The organism is Shewanella sp. MF05956 (genome assembly GCF_059758055.1).
The window spans coordinates 52768-68874 of record NZ_JCAYNV010000003.1; the positions used below are offsets into that span (position 1 = coordinate 52768).

Consider the following 16107-nt stretch of genomic DNA (forward strand, 5'->3'; position numbering starts at 1 on the left):
ACTGGCACGTACCGTGAGCTTTTATCCTATCGACAATAGCGATTATAAGGTAGCCGTTTTGTTGCGTAATAGAACCAATGGGTTATGCATTGCTCCAAGCCTTGTTTAAACAACATAAATCCAATGATTGTATATTGGCGATAAACTATTTAGGATCGGCTCATCTGATCGCCAATATGAATCAATATCATGACCACTGAGCTTTATTTTATCTTCGACTCACACTGCCCCTGGAGCTACGCCACGACTCCGTTGGTGAATGCACTGCAACAAGCCTATCCAGACATGACAGTACATTTACTGCACAGTGCGCATTACATTGGTAAAGACAGTGCCGGCGAAGAGCAAATGCAAGCGGCAGCCAAAGCCAGTGGCCTTAAATTTGGACGTGAGCATATTCGTTATGTAAACAGCCCAAAAAACTCAATAAAAACAGCAAACTTTATGGCTTGGATGCAAGACAAGCAAGCCAGTAAACAATTACCAGTGCTTAATGCCATTCAAGCTGCGCATTTTATTGAAGGCAATCCATTTAACAATAAACACGACTTTAACGACATCGTCGAAAAGTTTAAGTTATCGCCGACCAATAAAGTGTTTAAAGACGAGCTGAGTACCGACGCTGAATACATTTTAGAAGCCATTGAAGAGATACAGCAATCCATCGGCACCACGAGCTTTCCGGCATTAATTATGACCGTTAATGATAATGCCATCTTCATCGACCACTCTAAATACCTCAAAAATCCACAAGAGGTGGTTGCTGCGGTAGAGCAAGAGATCGCAGCGATCAAACAGTCAAAACATTAATCGCACTCATCACAGTTAAAATGAGTTAAACAGCGCATAACAAAAAACCACGGTATTAACCGTGGTTTTTATATATGTAACACTCAATCGTGTTAACTTACACTTTGTACTTGGGATGCCAGTAACCAAAGTGCTAGCGCAAAAAATATCACGCCCATAAACTTGTTTTGATAAGTACGAAACTTAGCATTATTGAGTAATGACTTACCCAAACTCCCCACTAAAACCACCAGCAATAAATTAAACGCCAGTCCCATCACATTCAGTAATAGCCCTAACGCCAACATTTGCTCACCAGAACTAGCACTGAGTTGAGTCGACACAAACTGGGGCAAAAACAACACAAAAAACAGTAATGCTTTAGGATTTAATAAATTGCTCATTACTGCACGGCGATAAAGTAATTTGGCTAAGTTAGTCTGCTGAGCAATCTCGGGCGCCTCACTGGCACTGCTACGCATGCAATCCCAGCCCATTTTTAGCAAATATGCGCCGCCTAAAATCCGTAATAACTCTAATGCCATTGGATTCATCGCCACCAGCGCCGACACGCCCATGGCCGCAAGTAAGGTTAAAATAAGCCCCGAAGTCGCATTGCCAAAACTGGCATACACGCCCACTTTGCGGCCATAGCTCAAACTAGAACTGGCAATCAACAACATATCAGGGCCAGGAATTAACAGTAATGCCACCACAGTGGTCAGGTAAACAGGAAGTAACGCCAGATCAATCATCATAAATACACAAATTCTAAGAATGGTAAAACACGGCGCGGATTCTACAGTGATTGAACATGAATGAAAGTCATGTTGCTTGCTAGGGCGGTTTTATCACATAAAATTTTGGCAGGGATTGTTTACAAAAGAACAGATTAGAACTAATTGAAAATCAATCAGATAAAAAAGGCTAACCTTATTGGTTAGCCTCTTATTTTACGCGTGGGTCTGTTGAAGTGACTTACTTATAGAACGCTTCAACTTTACCTTTAACTGTCATCGTAAGCGGTTGTCCGCGACGATCTAATGCTTTGTGCGACGCAACTTTTACCCAGCCTTCACTGATGCAGTATTCTTCTACATCATTTCGCTCTTTACCATTAAACAAAATGCCAATCTCATGTTCGAAAATGGCAGCCACATGGTGTGGGCTACGTGGATTAACGCTAAGGCGATCGGGTAAAGCAGGTTTAGCAGTAGTGTCGTTCATGATCATATTCTGTAATTAATAAAACGTGCGTTATTGTAGGCAATAGCAGCAAGATGCTCAATAGCGGCGATCATAAATGTGAGGCCCAATCAAAATATACCGGTGTCGATAATAAAACTGCTGCGATCAACTATCACGAAAACGCCTGTTATCAGTTAATTTTTCGCCTAAGCAGTGTTTTAATGATTAATCGTTTTATGCATTAATACCTTTAAATTGTATATCGATACCGTTAACTTGAATTAAAGTAGGGAAGAATGAAGCGCTAGACTACAGTTGTTGTGGTTGAATTAGCCGGACACTTCAATAAAGGGATAATGGACAGGGAATGATGACGCAAAAACGATCCGCTATATGGCATTGGTTTTTAGAAGGTAAGATAGACCGCGCTAACTTTAAGGCCGCAATGTTAGAGGCCTACCCTCACCCCAATGCAAACAAGTGGCAGCAATTAATTGCCAATATATTATTGTATCTCGGGGTGCTATTAGTGGGCGCGGGTGTGATATTTTTCATGGCGTTTAACTGGGATGCGCTATCGCACCTGAATAAATTTGCCATAGTCGAAACCCTATTTGCGCTGTTTATTGGCGGATTTTATCTCGCTAATCACGCACAAAAAAAGCACCTTTCACCATCCAGTTTGCCACATAAGCAGCATCCACCGCATTTTCAGCAAAGCCAGCCTAGCTCAAATATGTATGGTTGGAACCTGCCTAACGCCATGTTATTAGGTGCTAGCATTATGCTTGGGGCTTTACTGGCATTAGTCGGGCAAACCTATCAAACAGGCGCTGACCCATGGCAACTATTCGCTATTTGGGCAGTATTAGTTTTACCCTTTGCTTACATTGCAGGTTTTGATCTGTTGTGGTTACTCATCGTGGTGTTACTCAACGTCAGTTTAGGGCTATATCTGCAATCCTTTGCATCGGTATTTAGTTTTTTACTCGAAGACATCCAGCAAATCGCCCTGTTTGGTTTAGCTAACTTAGCTATTCACCTATTATTTATTGTTGCGAAAAGCTGTCAATGGCGCGGAAAATGGCGCTTTAACTGCCCCATGGTAGAAGCAAGCAGTTTACTGGCTAGTCTAAGTGCATTTACCTGGCTTATAGTGTGGCTCATTTTTGACTTTAGCTATAATTACGATACCAGCGAACATGTTGCCTATTATGCACTGCTTTATCTCGTCACTCTGGCCTGCGTATTTGTTTGGTATCGTTACCGCGATCCAGCCTTATATCCCATTACGTTAGTGTTAACCAGCATAAGTACCGCGATTGTCTCGCTACTTTCAAGAGCGCTATTTGATAGTAACGACACCATTGAAGGCTTTTTTCTGATAGCGATGGTGGTTATAGGCCTAACCAGCGGCAGTTTATATTGGCTAAAACAATTACAAAAAGAGTTTGCTCAAACGGCAATGTTAAACAGTGAGGAGACTGCCAATGAGTAACATAAAATCATCCAACGCATTATGGTTGTCACTGCGAAACAAAGACCTGGTTAACGCAGATACCGCACCAGAATCCTTGTTAGCTAGCCCTTGGTATATCATTGCAGCACAAATGCTTGGCGGTTGGGTTGCCTCGCTATTCTTATTGGCCTTTGTCATGCTGGGCGTGTCATCTGTTAGTGATATAACTGAATCGTTTATTGGCTTTGGCGCCACGCTCACTCTCGGATGCTTAGCGTATTACCGGCTAGGGCAAAATCGCCAAGAGTTTATTCTACAAATGGTATTTGCGTTTAGCCTATGCGGGCAAATAATGCTGCTTGGGGGAACCTTCGAAAGCTTAGAATCGAGTAACGAAACCCTCATCGCAGTCATTTATGGGGTCACTTTTGCCATACACTGGCTCGTCATCCCCCACAAAGCTAACCAATTTGTCGCGGCATTCGCTATGGTGCCCAGCTTATTAGCCATCTTAGTGATTAACCATTTATCACTACTTATATTGCCATTATTGGTATTGAGTTTAGTGGTTATCTGGACTCAACTTTATCGATGGCCACAACATTACCAGCGCATTAGAATGCTAGGCTACGCTGTTGCTATCAGTTTACTGCTCGTCAATATCATGTTGTCTGAAATTAGCGACACAATGGAATTGCCCAACGAACTCATGGCACTAAGCTCTAGTGTCAGTGACTACTTAGCTATCGTCATCAGCTTGTTATCAGCGCTATGGTTGATGAATCAAATTTATAACCAGCTCCACTTTAATGCCAATGCTAATGCCAATAGCAATACCGATAACACTGCTAATACCGGTAACACTAAATATAGCAATCGCGATCATATGGTTACTATGCGTCCTCGTAACATGTTAATGGTTATCCTAACGGCGATATTAATCGGTCTACTGTCCATCGTCATGAACGGATTAAGCGCAGCACTACTCATGCTACTGCTAGGCTATTTTTATAACGAACGTAAATTAGTCATCATTTCGGTATGTGCCCTACTCGCCTTTATCAGCATGTATTATTACTCACTCCACATCGACTTGTTTGATAAGTCATTGTGGTTAATGGCCAGCGGCATAGTATTACTCCTGCTCAGATTTGCCATGAGCATGAATACTAACAAGACAGCTGAAACCATAATAAATACAGTTACAACGGCGCAAAATAAGGAGCAACTATGATGGTGTTAAATACTGTGGCGCCGCTCAATTCACGCCAGCTAAGTCAGCGATCACTTTGGGCTATTATCGCAGCATTGTTGATACTCGCCGGTATTAACTACAAGATTTTTCAGCAAGAACAGCTGTTGGCTAATGGCGAAATAATCCTGTTTGAACTCGCACCTGTCGATCCGAGGTCGTTAATGCAAGGCGATTACATGGCATTAAATTACGACATTGCCCGAATCGTTAGCCAGTCAGTTGATGAACTCTCAAACACGCCAAATAACCATGATGGCTTTTTTATTGTCACACTCGACAATAACCGCATTGCTCAGTTCGATGGCATCTACCACGGTGTAGCGCTAACACCAGCACAGCGACTAATCCAATACCGTGTTCGTGACGGCAGTGTCAAACTGGCCAGCAACGCTTTTTTCTTTCAAGAAGGTCGAGCTGAAGAGTTTGAAGAAGCCAGATATGGCGAGTTTAGAGTTAACCAAGCAGGACAAATACTGCTGAGTAACATGATAGACAAAGATTTTAAGCGGATTTAAGCGACAGCGAATGATTAAAGATAATAAAAAATAAAAAGGAGCCTGGTTAAGGCTCCTTTCTTTAAGGGAGATGATCTGTATCAATAAGCGTTTATTGATAACATTTTATTAGAGATGTTTTAGCTTAGAAACGGCCAACAACACCTACACCAACAAACAAACCGTCTACGTCAGAATCAAGTACTTTTGCTAGCTCAAAAGTCGCTGAAAAAGAATCTGACATACGTAACCAGTAAGCTGTTTTGGCAGTAAAGTTATCGTCTAAACCGTTATCGTCATAACCTAAACCCACAGACCATGCTTTAGTCACATACCAGTCAGCGTTTACGTTAAACATATCGTCATCATCAGTATGAGTCCACATCGCACCTAAATCGATACCTGTGGTGCTCTTAAGATCAATAAAGCTACGCGCTTCAAGGCCATAGATTGAATCAATATCGCTACCATCAACATAGAATGCAGCAACTTTTGAGCTGTCGTTGAAGTAATAACCTACATCTAGTTTGTAAGTATCAGTATCAAAAGCACCAGCGTCATAACGTTGGATTGCCGCGCCAACAAACCACTTAGAATCGAAAACATAGGTGCCATCGACATTGAAAATATCAAGGTCAGCATCATCAATCATTGAATAGCTAGCGCCAACATTGGTAGATTGTGCTAAAAAGCCATTTAATGCATATGGGCCTTTTTCTTGTGATACTGAGTCAAGATAAAAACGGTAGTTTAGATCCCATTGACCATCACCGAACTCTTCAGTATTAGCAGAATATCCTAGACCCGCTTCGTGGTGAAATGGCGCATCTTGTGCTGCTATAACAGGTAAAGCAGTAAAACCTAATACTAATGCTAATGCAGTAACGTTTTTCATCAATCATTCCTTTATTTGATTATTTTACACTAGGTGATTCAAGCAGATAAATAGAGTGGGTTAACCAAATGGGTTAATCCTTTAACTCAACCGTGGCCTAACCGTAATGTTGGCCAACGTGCTTTCCTAGCGGCGCATACTCTAAAATAATACAATGCTAAAATAAACCTAAAACAAAGAATTAATGATATTTATCAATGAAATACATTACATGTAACGTAAGCAACATCATCATCACATACTTTAGCAATAGATAAACCTGTAACCATTTAGTTGCATAAATGTTAATTCAAACAGTTGTTCTAATGGATAAGCCAATGGCAGCAAGGTAAATAACATCAAGAATAAACAAAATAGCGGTTTTAAGACTCACGGAAATTAACAAAAGTAATGGTAAATCTAATGGCTGTTTTTGATTAACAACAACCTAATGCCAAGAGTCTTGTTAGCCATTCAACACAGGGCATACCATTCCCAAATTTAACCATAACAATTCGTTAACTATTTGATTTATAGTCTCGATAGCATTAGGTTATTGTTAACGCCTACGCTATTTGGAAACACTCATGTCGACTTTGCTCAAGTTTATCAAAGGCTCTTTTATAGCCCTTATCACCATTGCCGTTATTTTACTGGCATTTAATTGGCAAAGCGCAAACCGCTTATACAGCGTCATCAGCCTGTTTGATGAAGCACTCATCGTGAATAACTTTTCCCACATGAATGACGTCTTTTTCAACAAAAAAATTGTTCACCAAGGTCAACCTTATGCATTTGGCGTCGAACCAAAAGCCTTGCCAGACTCTTTCACCTATCGAGACAAAGTCACTAATAGCGAAGCGTTTTTAGCGCGCCGAGCCACCACGGCATTATTGGTTATCAAAGACGATAAAATAACCTTTGAGCAATATTATTTAGGCACCCAAAGTGACGACAAACGGATTTCATGGTCGATGGCCAAATCGTTTGTGTCTATCTTGTTTGGTATGCAAGTCGATGCCGGCAACATTGATATCAACAAAACCGTTGGCTTTTATCTACCTGAACTTGCTAGCTCTGGGTATGGCAACGTTAAAGTTGAACACGTACTGCAAATGTCGTCTGGTGTTAAGTGGAACGAAGACTATCTAGACTTTAATTCTGACATTAACAAAATGGGCCGAGTGCTGGCCATTGGTGGCTCGTTAGACGACATGACCAGTGAACTGGTGAATGAATCTGAGCCAGGTAAAGCTTTCCACTATGTCAGCATGGACACCCACGTAATTAGCATGATCCTCAGGCGGGTGAGCGGAAAATCATTAGTCGAACTGATCCAACAAAACCTGTGGAACACCATCGGCATGGAAAGCGATGCGTTTTGGCTCACCGACTCTCAAGGGGCTGAATTTGCATTAGGCGGCTTAAATGTCACTACCCGTGATTACGCCCGCTTTGGCCGTTTATTACTAAACAATGGTGCGTTTAACGGCAAGCAAATCGTCTCGGCAGAGTGGATAAAAGCCGCCACCACACCACAAGCTGAATACCTTAAACCGCAAAAAGACAAACTCGGCTACGGCTACCAAATTTGGTTACCACCACAAGCACAGCAAGGGGAATTCTTTTGTGTTGGGGTTTATGGGCAATATATCTATGTGAACCAACAACATAATGTGGTTATTGTAAAAAACAGTGCCGATTTAGGCTTTCAAGATAGCCTAATATCAAAACATGAAACCATCGCGTTTTTCCGTGAGATTGTCGCGTCATTAGAGTAAAAGGTATCTGCTATTAATGGTATTACGCTAACGTGACAACTCAAGCCCTTACACTCACAACGCCTCAAATAATCATCAAAGCCAGCTGGCGTTTATTGCGTTAACAATAAACGCTGGCACAGTTTGACAAAATCAGACGAGGTGACAATCCCCAGGACTTGATTTTGCTCATCGACCACTGGTAAGCAGCCTAATTTGTTATCGATAAAATACTGCACCACAATGGTTAACGGTTCATCTAATCCAAGCTTTTGCACTTGAGTATCCATCACCTCGGCAATTGGGGTGTAACGCTCTTTTCGATCAAGTGCCCCTTGGCCATATTTATTAAGCATGGTTAATACCATCGCAATCATCTTTTTATGTGTCAGCATGCCAATAAACTCACCTGTAGATTCACTGATCACCGGCAAATGGCGCACATTTCGACTTTGCATTAACAGATGCGCATCTTTAAGGCTCGCCTCATGACTAATACACACCGGATTAGGGGTCATAATATCGCGCACATTCATGGTCTATCTCCTTAACTCACATAGGTTAAATACTAGTCAAAAGTAAAACGTTACGCTAACAACCTTAACTAATAAGCACAACGCTACACTGTGATCCTACTCGCTAATCTGAATGCTACTCGTTAATCTGAATGTTAGCTCGGCCATAAATATCAGCAAATATTTCAGGCATGCGTTTTGGGCGGCCGCTAGACAAGGCAATACACACAAACTCGGTGCGGGCCGTGAGTAAAGATACCCCGTCGCTGCGGCGAATAAACTCAAAATGGCGCGCCAGCTTTAACCTGCCATCGCACTCAACAATCCAGGTGGCACAATCGATAACATCATTAAGATAAGCCGCAGCCAAATAATTAATCTCATGGCGGCTAATCGCCATGCCTCTATCTAACGATTTATATTGCTCAATCGTTAACCCTAGCGCATTAGAATGTGCCCAGGAGGTTTGCTCTAGTTGACTCACATACGCGACATTATTGGCATGTTGATAATGATCAATTTGATCTGGGCTAACCGTCCAACTCAGTATAAAAGGATCGGCATGCCGCCATTGTTGAGCTGAAATAGTGTTATTTGGATCGGGCATTCGTTTCGCCTATTGGTAATTAAAATCGATTAAACGCACAAACAACCTTGAAAGATTAACAGGCCCTAGCGTTTCAGGGTTATTTTGCCAAACACACTGGCATCAATAAACCCTCTGTTTTTATCGCCATTAACCGGAGTAATCTCATGAGAGCCCATAAAATGCTCTCTTACTGGGCTGCCATCATTATCGCAATAGGCGAGCATAAAACCGATGATTTTATTCGGTGTTAACAGTAATGGCTTATCTTCTTGGCCTTGTTTAAAATCATTAGGATACAGCTTAATCGCCACCTCCCAAATCACATTGTAAGGCGCCTCACTACTGCGCAGCCAACGACTCTTTAAATGCGACGTATACAGGTGAGCTTGTTTGTCTGGGCCATAATCAGCCGCCTGGTTATCTAAGCCAATATGGTAAGCAAATGCACTGTGATTAAATTGATGATCGCCACCCGAAGCATCGCTATCAATAAACACTTCTAAGGTGTCATCATCCCAATAATTTACCGTTGGGTCGGCATGGGTATCAAGCAATACATCGTCGGTAATTTCAGCTTGCAGATACAAATAATGCTCATCCCACATCAACTTATATTGCCCGCTAAAATCACTCGCAGAATCGGGCAATACCCCATCCATTAAATACGGCATCGTATGCCACTTCGCTTTCTGCCAGGCAGGATCAGCAACCCCATCAATATCGATAGGCGTTGCAGTATATTCAACATCCATAGCAAACAGAGTCTGGCTACTTAACAGTAACCCCAAAGCAAATAACGAATATTTCATCAGGCTCATCTCTAGTCAGTTTTATATAGCCTCGCTTAATCTGGCTTTGAAAACAATCATAAATGAGACCCACACTTAAAAGCTTTGCATCTAGCGATGTCTGAAATAAATCGGTCAAACAATCTGGTCAAAACCCTGTAGGCTAGCTAGTACTTTAAAAATTTACTCTGACATCACTCTTACACCAACTAAAAAACGACCACAAAAAAAGCCCTAATCTTTGCAAGATCAGGGCTTATTAATTGCGTAACGACATAAGCTTAAAGCCAGTATTAACAGTAAGATTAACCTGCTTTAGCTTGAATTCGATAAGCATGTAGCAAAGGTTCTGTGTAACCAGAAGGTTGAGATTTACCTTTAAAAATCAGATCGCATGCTGCTTTAAAGGCGATGCCGTCAAAGTGAGGCGCCATATTAGTGTACAGCGGATCACCGGCATTTTGCGTATCGACCACCGCGGCCATTTTTTTCAACGCCGCCATCACTTGCACTTCACTGCATAAATCATGTTCAAGCCAATTAGCTAAATATTGCGATGAAATCCGCAAGGTTGCTCTGTCTTCCATCAAGCCGACATTATTAATATCAGGCACTTTTGAACAGCCTACGCCTTGATCAATCCAGCGCACAACATACCCCAAAATACCCTGGGCATTATTTTCCAGTTCAAAAGCAATTTGCTCATTGGTAAGTGTGACCCCTTCAGCAAGTAAAGGAATGGTCAACAAACTGTCAATGCTAGCACGTGGGCGTTGCTTAATTTTTTGCTGAACCTCTGCCACATTAATTTGATGATAATGCGTAGAATGCAGCACGGCACCATTTGGCGACGGCACCCATGCGGTGTTTGCACCCGCTTTAGGATGAGCCGATTTTTGTTCAAGCATTGCTGCCATTTCATCTGGCATTGGCCACATGCCTTTACCGATTTGAGCACGACCTTGTAAGCCACATTCAAGCCCAATATCAACATTCCAATCTTCGTAAGCACTAATCCATTTTTGCTGCTTCATCACCGATTTAGGCACAAACGGGCCTGCTAGCATTGAGGTATGCAGCTCATCACCGGTGCGGTCAAGAAAGCCAGTATTAATAAACACCACGCGCTCTTTCGCAGCCCTAATACACTCTTTTAAATTCAGTGTCGTTCTGCGCTCCTCATCCATAATGCCGACCTTAATCGTATTACGCGGCAGCTTGAGCGCATCTTCTATCTTAGTAAACAGGTCACAGGTAAATTGCACTTCTTCAGGGCCATGCATTTTAGGTTTTACAATATTCACCGAACCTTTGCGGCTATTACTACGACCATTATTGTTACCTTTAAGGTCGTGCATCGCAGCAAGCACAGTGATCATGCCATCAAGTATTCCTTCAGGTATTTCGTTGCCATTTTTATCCAGCACGGCATCAATGGTCATCAAGTGACCTACATTACGCACAAATAGCAAACTTCTGCCGGGTAAAGTAACTGTTTTGGCACTCTGGGCATTAGTAGCGGTATAAACGCGATCGTCGTTAAGTTCTCTAACGATCTCTTTACCATTTTTAGTCAACGAGGCAGATAAGTTACCTTGCATCAAACCTAACCAATTGCGATAAACTTCAACCTTGTCTTCAGCATCTACTGCAGCGACAGAGTCCTCACAGTCCATAATGGTGGTAACCGCGGCTTCAACCAGTAAGTCTTTAACGCCAGCGCGATCGCTGCCACCAATAACACTGCTTGGGTCTATTTGAATTTCGATATGCAGACCATTATTCACTAACAAAATAGCACTGGGTGCATCGGCACTACCCTGGTAACCCACACATTTATCGGTTTGGGCTAAAGTGGTAGTCGAGCCGTCAGTTAATTGCATCCGTAACACACCTGCGTCGATGTAATAACGGGTCACATCGGCATGGCTGCCTTGTGCTAAAGGCGAAGCGGTATCTAAGTGTTGTTTGGCAAAAGCGATAACTTTACTGCCGCGTACTGGGTTGTACTGTTTAGTTTGCTCTGCGCCACCTTCTTCAGATATCGCATCTGTGCCATATAGCGCATCATACAGGCTGCCCCAACGCGCATTGGCAGCGTTAAGCGCAAAGCGCGCATTTTTAACTGGCACTACAAGTTGTGGCCCCGCTTGTGCGGCAATTTCATGGTCTACGTTTTCAGTGCTAATTTGAAAAGCCTCACCTTCAGGCACCAGGTAACCTATTTCAGACAGAAAAGCTTTATATGTTGCAGGGTCAAAATCTTTGGTGGGATGGTCAATATGCCATTGATCTATTTGCTGTTGTAGTTGTTGTCTTTTTTCTAACAGCTTCACATTAACCGGAGAAAATTCGTTAATAATATCCTCAAATTTTGCCCAAAAGGTCGCTGAATCAATACCAGTATCCGGGCAAATGTCACTGTCGACCAACTGCCACAATGCTTGCGCTATTTGTAATCCACCTACTTGAATACGTGCTGTCATGTTTAATCCCTACCTTAATTTTTGTGCGTTGACCGTAAACTAAGCCATAAATCATATGCCCTAAATCATTAGCCCAAAATCATTAGCCATAAATCATTGGTCCTAAATCATTAGCCCCAAATCATTAGCAATAAGTCATTAGTCCAAATCACTAGCGCAAACTCATTCCACTGTTAACAGCATACTGTTCATACGCAGTAATACTTTACTCTATATCAAAGTTATCTTATTTATCCAATTTATACCCGTTATCACCACTATTCACCAAAGATATGGCAAAATGGCATTTTTTGGTTACTTTACAACATATAGGTAACTAAATATCATAATGCCAATAACATTAAACGTCGCCTCTATTTATCTCTTCTGCGGTTTTAGTGATAAGTTGACGCATCCACTGATGCGCTGGATTATTCTGAAGCAAAGGGCTCCAGGCCATAGTTAATGCAATGGGGTGGATAATAAATGGCGGCGGCACAATGCTCACCCGATCATTATTGATATGATGACGCGCCATCTTACTTGGTATGGTTGCGATCAAATCTTGTTGCTCAGCCAACAAACACGCCGCTTGATAATGGCGAGTAAAAACGGTGATCTGGCGTTTAACACCTATTCGCGTTAATGCTTCATCTACCCAACCTAAACGCTGAACATCATCTGGGTTCATCCCTACCCCAACGCCCATTCCTGTTTTACTCACCCACACATGCTTAGCTTTTAAATAACTGTCTAAAGAAAACTTCTTTAAAACAGGATTATTCTTACTAATCAAGCAGCTAAAATCATCACTCCACAATACTTTTTGATGAAATGATTGCGGAATACTGTCGAAACGATTGATCACCATATCGACTCTTCCTTGTTCTACATCAGGGAAACTGACATCACTTGGGGTCATGATATCTAAAATAACGTTGGGCGCTTGAGTACGAAGCTTGGCAATAAGTGGTGGAATTAACGTCGCTTCAGCATAATCACTTGCCATAACACGGAAGACTTTATCACTGTCGAGTGGATCAAAATTGGCACGCGGTTGTACGGCCTTTTCCAGCCCAATAATCAACTCACTAATAATGGGTTGTAATTCATTTGCGCGTTCGGTCGGCGTCATACCCTGACTCGTGCGAATAAGTAAGGGATCATCAAACAAGTTTCGTAAGCGTTTTAGGCCGTTACTCATTGCAGGCTGGGTGATCCCAAGCTGGTCTGCCGCTTTAGTAACATTTCTTTCACGCAGTAAAACATCTAAATAAACAAGGAGGTTCAAGTCGATACGAGATACATTCATATGGTGAATACCGAAAATAGTAAGTATAAATTAGGCTTATTTAACCAAATCTAGCTATTATTTTCAACGTAATCAATTGCCGCTAATCTATTTGTTAAGGAATAAACACATGACTCACTACAAAAATAATATCGATGAAGCTGCCACCTTGATTAATTCAGAAGGTAGTGCATGGAATGCCATCAACCCAGAGTCAGTCGCTCGTATGCGTCTACAAAATCGCTTTAAAACTGGGTTAGACATCGCAAAGTACACTGCCAAGATCATGCGTGAAGACATGGACAACTACGACAAAGACTCATCGCAGTACACTCAGTCTTTAGGTTGCTGGCATGGATTTATTGCCCAACAAAAAATGATTTCGATTAAAAAACACCTTTTAACCACTAAGCGTCGTTACTTATACCTTTCAGGTTGGATGGTAGCCGCACTGCGCAGTGAGTTTGGTCCATTACCAGACCAATCTATGCATGAAAAAACCTCTGTTGCTGCGTTGATTAAAGAGCTATACACCTTCCTACGTCAAGCTGATGCCCGTGAACTAGGTGGTCTTTTCCGCGAATTAGATAAGGCCAAAGAGTCAGATAAAGCAGCGATTCAACACAAAATTGAAAACTTCGAAACCCACGTTGTACCGATTATTGCCGACATTGATGCCGGTTTTGGTAACGAAGAAGCCACTTACTTAATGGCAAAACAGATGATTGAAGCCGGTGCTTGTTGTATTCAATTAGAAAACCAAGTGTCAGACGTAAAACAGTGTGGCCACCAGGACGGTAAAGTCACCGTGCCACATGTTGAGTTTTTAGCAAAAATTAACGCGGTTCGTTATGCATTTTTAGAACTTGGTATCGATGACGGCGTGATTGTTGCGCGTACCGATTCATTAGGTGCTGGCTTAACTCAAAAAATTGCTGTCACTAAAGAAGCTGGCGATCTAGGCGATTTATACAATAGCTTCCTTGAAGTTGAAGCCGTTGATGCAGCAAAACTTGAAAACGGTGATGTGGTATTCAAGCAAGGTGGCAAACTGGTTAAACCGGCTCGTCTACCAAATGGCTTATTTAAGTTCCGTGCTGGTACCGGTGAAGAGCGTTGTGTACTTGACTGTATTACTTCATTGCAAAATGGCGCTGATTTATTGTGGATTGAAACTGAAAAGCCGCATGTATCGCAGATCGGTGGCATGGTTAACGAAATCCGTAAAGTTATCCCTAACGCTAAGCTTGTGTATAACAACTCGCCATCGTTTAACTGGACGCTTAACTTCCGTCAGCAAGTATTTGATGCGATGCAAAAAGCAGGACAAGACGTATCAGCTTACGACCGCCCTCAATTAATGAGTGTTGATTACGATGGCACTGAGCTTGCTATCCAAGCTGATGAAAAAATTCGTACATTCCAAGCTGACTCGGCACGTGAAGCAGGTATTTTCCATCACCTTATTACACTACCGACTTACCATACAGCTGCACTGTCTACCGACAACTTGGCTAAAGAGTACTTCGGTGACCAAGGTATGTTGGGTTATGTTGCCAATGTTCAACGTAAGGAAATCCGTCAAGGTATCGCCTGTGTTAAACATCAAAACATGGCTGGTTCAGATATGGGTGATGCACATAAAGAGTACTTCTCTGGTGACCAAGCGCTTAAAGCGTCTGGTAAAGACAACACAATGAACCAGTTCTAAAACAGCTTTTATAACTGCTTGTGTAGACTGATCTTGTAAATAGCTTTTGTAGAAAGTAAATTACCCAAATAGTGACTAGCTTAAGCGATGTTTTTGAAGTGAACATGACTAACAGCTAAAACTAAACCCAAAAGGCCTGCTTAAAATAAGCAGGCCTTTTTTATGTGTCACGTACAGGTAAAGTAGTAGCAGTGTCATTACAGCTGATTCTACGCCTTCTTTACAGCTACCCATTAAGAAACACACTGATACAAGCCATTATTCTGCAATGATATTTTTGACGACTGCAACAGCCCATTTAGCTCAACTGCACGCTTAACGATTGATGAAAATTTCCACTTACATTATTGCCAAACTCGGAGTATATTAATCTAGCAGATTCATGGATTTAGAATTGCGACCAACTACTTAGGTCACATTACGTGCAAGGACGACAATGACAAGTTTATCCTCCAGTTTATTATCAGTAGCCATTGTTCTTTCGAGCATGTTCGTCACCCTTGGGGTGATGTTTGTATTGCTGAAACATCGCGACAGCACGGTAAAACTACCTGTCGACCGAGACCAACTTCAACGTATTCCCGCATTTGGCTTACAGCCACTGTATTTTAAAGTCAGCCGCTTATGCTTTCTGTCGTGGAGCAGTTTTAGTCCAACTGAACAAATAACGCGACAAACAATACTCGCTGCACTGCCATTCAATCATTTGTTAGCTATCTGGCGAACATTCACCAACAAAGAACCCACTAACCAAGTAAATTCACCGTTTTCACTTGTTTGTAGTAGAGAGCTGAAGAATATGCAGTTGGTTAAAACCTTGCCATCTGTCAGGACTCCAATACTCAACCAACAACAAGTTGATGCCATTGTTTATCGAGTGGCACAGTGGTGTTTAGGGAAGAGTGAGGCGGAGAAGTGAAAAGTAAAAA

The 16107-nt window shown here is 42.0% G+C and carries 15 protein-coding genes; 7 read left to right on the top strand and 8 right to left on the bottom strand.

The annotated features are described in order from the left end of the window. Positions 1–189 precede the first annotated feature (189 nt). Complete coding sequence (locus AC19MX_RS03915; RefSeq protein WP_498296541.1) at positions 190–810, top strand: protein-disulfide isomerase; 621 nt, start codon at positions 190–192, stop codon at positions 808–810. A 92-nt stretch (positions 811–902) separates the two neighbouring features. Here the strand turns inward: AC19MX_RS03915 and AC19MX_RS03920 are convergent, their stop codons facing one another. After that, positions 903–1544: a LysE family translocator gene (locus AC19MX_RS03920; RefSeq protein ID WP_498296851.1), complete on the bottom strand. Its 642-nt coding sequence runs from the start codon at positions 1542–1544 to the stop codon at positions 903–905. Positions 1545–1767: 223 nt separating this feature from the next. After that, the gene (locus AC19MX_RS03925; protein ID WP_432404306.1) at positions 1768–2016 is read right to left on the bottom strand and encodes a DUF3297 family protein; all 249 of its coding nucleotides are present in this window, start codon (positions 2014–2016) and stop codon (positions 1768–1770) included. A 328-nt stretch (positions 2017–2344) separates the two neighbouring features. On the opposite strand from AC19MX_RS03925, the gene AC19MX_RS03930 reads away from it, so the two are divergent. From AC19MX_RS03930 to AC19MX_RS03940, 3 genes are read left to right on the top strand one after another with little or no spacing between them, the layout of a single operon-like run. Further along, positions 2345–3475, top strand: coding sequence for a DUF2157 domain-containing protein (locus AC19MX_RS03930; protein ID WP_498296543.1), 1131 nt, complete (start codon positions 2345–2347; stop codon positions 3473–3475). Beyond that, positions 3468–4670, top strand: a complete 1203-nt coding sequence (locus tag AC19MX_RS03935; protein WP_498296545.1) for a DUF4401 domain-containing protein — start codon at positions 3468–3470, stop codon at positions 4668–4670. The genes AC19MX_RS03930 and AC19MX_RS03935 overlap by 8 nt, the downstream gene beginning before the upstream one ends. After that, entirely contained in the window at positions 4667–5206 is a 540-nt protein-coding gene (locus AC19MX_RS03940) for a GDYXXLXY domain-containing protein (RefSeq protein WP_498296547.1), read from the top strand. Before AC19MX_RS03935 ends, AC19MX_RS03940 begins: the two co-directional genes overlap by 4 nt. Positions 5207–5330: 124 nt before the next feature. Here the strand turns inward: AC19MX_RS03940 and AC19MX_RS03945 are convergent, their stop codons facing one another. Beyond that, positions 5331–6080, bottom strand: a complete 750-nt coding sequence (locus AC19MX_RS03945) for a putative porin (protein ID WP_498296548.1) — start codon at positions 6078–6080, stop codon at positions 5331–5333. 566 nt (positions 6081–6646) lie between these two features. On the opposite strand from AC19MX_RS03945, the gene AC19MX_RS03950 reads away from it, so the two are divergent. Then, positions 6647–7840 carry a serine hydrolase domain-containing protein gene (locus AC19MX_RS03950; RefSeq protein ID WP_498296550.1) on the top strand — a complete coding sequence of 398 codons (1194 nt, stop codon included), beginning with the start codon at positions 6647–6649 and terminating at the stop codon, positions 7838–7840. A gap of 92 nt (positions 7841–7932) precedes the next feature. Here AC19MX_RS03950 and AC19MX_RS03955 read toward each other — a convergent pair whose 3' ends face one another. The 5 genes from AC19MX_RS03955 to AC19MX_RS03975 form a co-directional block, all read right to left on the bottom strand. Then, a complete protein-coding gene (locus AC19MX_RS03955; protein ID WP_498296552.1) occupies positions 7933–8355 on the bottom strand; it encodes a CBS domain-containing protein in 423 nt (140 codons plus the stop codon). Positions 8356–8470: 115 nt separating this feature from the next. Next, a complete protein-coding gene (locus tag AC19MX_RS03960; protein ID WP_498296553.1) occupies positions 8471–8941 on the bottom strand; it encodes an acyl-CoA thioesterase in 471 nt (156 codons plus the stop codon). 65 nt (positions 8942–9006) lie between these two features. Further along, complete coding sequence (locus AC19MX_RS03965; RefSeq protein WP_498296555.1) at positions 9007–9732, bottom strand: CBM9 family sugar-binding protein; 726 nt, start codon at positions 9730–9732, stop codon at positions 9007–9009. Between the two features lie 284 nt (positions 9733–10016). Next, complete coding sequence (locus tag AC19MX_RS03970) at positions 10017–12197, bottom strand: malate synthase G (protein ID WP_498296557.1); 2181 nt, start codon at positions 12195–12197, stop codon at positions 10017–10019. A 340-nt stretch (positions 12198–12537) separates the two neighbouring features. Beyond that, the gene (locus AC19MX_RS03975; RefSeq protein ID WP_498296559.1) at positions 12538–13488 is read right to left on the bottom strand and encodes a LysR family transcriptional regulator; all 951 of its coding nucleotides are present in this window, start codon (positions 13486–13488) and stop codon (positions 12538–12540) included. A gap of 109 nt (positions 13489–13597) precedes the next feature. Here AC19MX_RS03975 and AC19MX_RS03980 point away from each other — a divergent pair, with 109 nt between their 5' ends. Both AC19MX_RS03980 and AC19MX_RS03985 read left to right on the top strand, forming a co-directional pair. Next, positions 13598–15178 (top strand): isocitrate lyase, encoded by a 1581-nt coding sequence (locus AC19MX_RS03980; RefSeq protein WP_498296561.1) that lies wholly within the window; start codon positions 13598–13600, stop codon positions 15176–15178. 436 nt (positions 15179–15614) lie between these two features. Next, positions 15615–16097: a hypothetical protein gene (locus AC19MX_RS03985; RefSeq protein WP_498296563.1), complete on the top strand. Its 483-nt coding sequence runs from the start codon at positions 15615–15617 to the stop codon at positions 16095–16097. The last annotated feature ends 10 nt before the right edge of the window (positions 16098–16107 follow it).

Bases quoted from the DNA above. Each gene is read 5' to 3' on its own strand.
- AC19MX_RS03915 (WP_498296541.1), top strand. From the start codon at position 190: ATGACCACTGAGCTTTATTTTATCTTCGACTCACACTGCCCCTGGAGC.
- AC19MX_RS03920 (WP_498296851.1), bottom strand. From the start codon at position 1,544: ATGATTGATCTGGCGTTACTTCCTGTTTACCTGACCACTGTGGTGGCA.
- AC19MX_RS03925 (WP_432404306.1), bottom strand. From the start codon at position 2,016: ATGAACGACACTACTGCTAAACCTGCTTTACCCGATCGCCTTAGCGTT.
- AC19MX_RS03930 (WP_498296543.1), top strand. From the start codon at position 2,345: ATGATGACGCAAAAACGATCCGCTATATGGCATTGGTTTTTAGAAGGT.
- AC19MX_RS03935 (WP_498296545.1), top strand. From the start codon at position 3,468: ATGAGTAACATAAAATCATCCAACGCATTATGGTTGTCACTGCGAAAC.
- AC19MX_RS03940 (WP_498296547.1), top strand. From the start codon at position 4,667: ATGATGGTGTTAAATACTGTGGCGCCGCTCAATTCACGCCAGCTAAGT.
- AC19MX_RS03945 (WP_498296548.1), bottom strand. From the start codon at position 6,080: ATGAAAAACGTTACTGCATTAGCATTAGTATTAGGTTTTACTGCTTTA.
- AC19MX_RS03950 (WP_498296550.1), top strand. From the start codon at position 6,647: ATGTCGACTTTGCTCAAGTTTATCAAAGGCTCTTTTATAGCCCTTATC.
- AC19MX_RS03955 (WP_498296552.1), bottom strand. From the start codon at position 8,355: ATGAATGTGCGCGATATTATGACCCCTAATCCGGTGTGTATTAGTCAT.
- AC19MX_RS03960 (WP_498296553.1), bottom strand. From the start codon at position 8,941: ATGCCCGATCCAAATAACACTATTTCAGCTCAACAATGGCGGCATGCC.
- AC19MX_RS03965 (WP_498296555.1), bottom strand. From the start codon at position 9,732: ATGAAATATTCGTTATTTGCTTTGGGGTTACTGTTAAGTAGCCAGACT.
- AC19MX_RS03970 (WP_498296557.1), bottom strand. From the start codon at position 12,197: ATGACAGCACGTATTCAAGTAGGTGGATTACAAATAGCGCAAGCATTG.
- AC19MX_RS03975 (WP_498296559.1), bottom strand. From the start codon at position 13,488: ATGAATGTATCTCGTATCGACTTGAACCTCCTTGTTTATTTAGATGTT.
- AC19MX_RS03980 (WP_498296561.1), top strand. From the start codon at position 13,598: ATGACTCACTACAAAAATAATATCGATGAAGCTGCCACCTTGATTAAT.
- AC19MX_RS03985 (WP_498296563.1), top strand. From the start codon at position 15,615: ATGACAAGTTTATCCTCCAGTTTATTATCAGTAGCCATTGTTCTTTCG.